This is a genomic window from Candidatus Bathyarchaeota archaeon (assembly GCA_026014585.1).
In the GTDB taxonomy this organism is placed as follows: Archaea; Thermoproteota; Bathyarchaeia; order Bathyarchaeales; family Bathycorpusculaceae; genus Bathycorpusculum.
In genome coordinates this window covers 1-1,043 of sequence record JAOZIA010000006.1, presented here as the reverse complement: position 1 = coordinate 1,043, position 1,043 = coordinate 1, and the positions used below count along the sequence as shown (strand labels likewise).

Here is a 1,043-nt window from a genome sequence, read left to right as displayed (position 1 = left end):
TCCAATGAAGAAAGTTGAACTAAATCCTGCTACCCGGATCGAGATCGAGAATATTCAGGGATTTCTCATTCGAAAAGTCACCAAATTCGGGAATAGCGCAAAAGTGGACTGCCCCAAGGAATACCTGGACAGAACAGTCTACCTGGTAATACTATGAAACTCAGTGATGCACGATTGTTCAGGACGCTTAAAACACTCGATACATTCGTCGATCGGGCACTGAAACTCCCGTTTAAAGGACCTACACTCTCTGGATTCCAGTATAACCGGGACCTCCTCAAAGCAGCGGTTGCAAATACCTATATCGAAACCGTCGGCAACAGGGCAGATTCACTCCACCTCGCCATCAAGAATGTCACGACATCACACATTGTCTGGCAGTATCGGATGACGGTCGAGCGACTGGGTACACGATTTGATCTTGCCAATAAAAACGTTGTTTTAGCCTTTGATTATACCGAAGAGGATTTTTATGGTGATGTTCAGGGGTTCTGGATACATGGATATACGGGTGAACATGGGGTTACCGGGAAGTTCAAGTTCCTCTCATGCGCCATCATTAATTCTGATATTCCCCAGAAGATTCCGCTTTTATCAGTTCCTGTGCATCTTGGCCACAATATGGCAACAACAGTGACCTGGTGTCTTGCTCTGGTTGAACCACTGGTGAATTCCGTTGAACTCACGGTATTTGACCGGGGATTCTTTAGCAAAGATCTGATGCTGACTCTGACACATGCCGAGGTGCCTTATCTGATTTTCGCTCCAAAAAACGAGAAAATCAAAAAAGAGATAGAATTGCTGGATATTGGAGAGAAGAAAAAGATCCGATATGAACTCGAGGTCAATAAAGACAAGACGATGTTTCGAGGGGAGACAACACTCGCACTTCTCAAGCAGATATTCGATAAAAAGTCTGAAAAGTCATATGATTGGGCATTTGCTACGAATCAGGAGTCTATTGATCTGGAATATGTTATTCCAACCTACAAGAAACGATGGAGAATCGAAACCGGTTTCCGGGTGCAGGATGAAGCGAGAAT

The 1,043-nt window shown here is 44.4% G+C and carries 1 protein-coding gene; it reads left to right on the top strand.

Going from position 1 to position 1,043, the window contains the following annotated elements; genetic code table 11:
• Positions 1-153: 153 nt before the first annotated feature.
• Positions 154-1,043, top strand: an 890-nt coding sequence (locus NWF01_04265; protein MCW4024233.1) for a transposase, incomplete at its 3' end; no start/stop codon positions are given.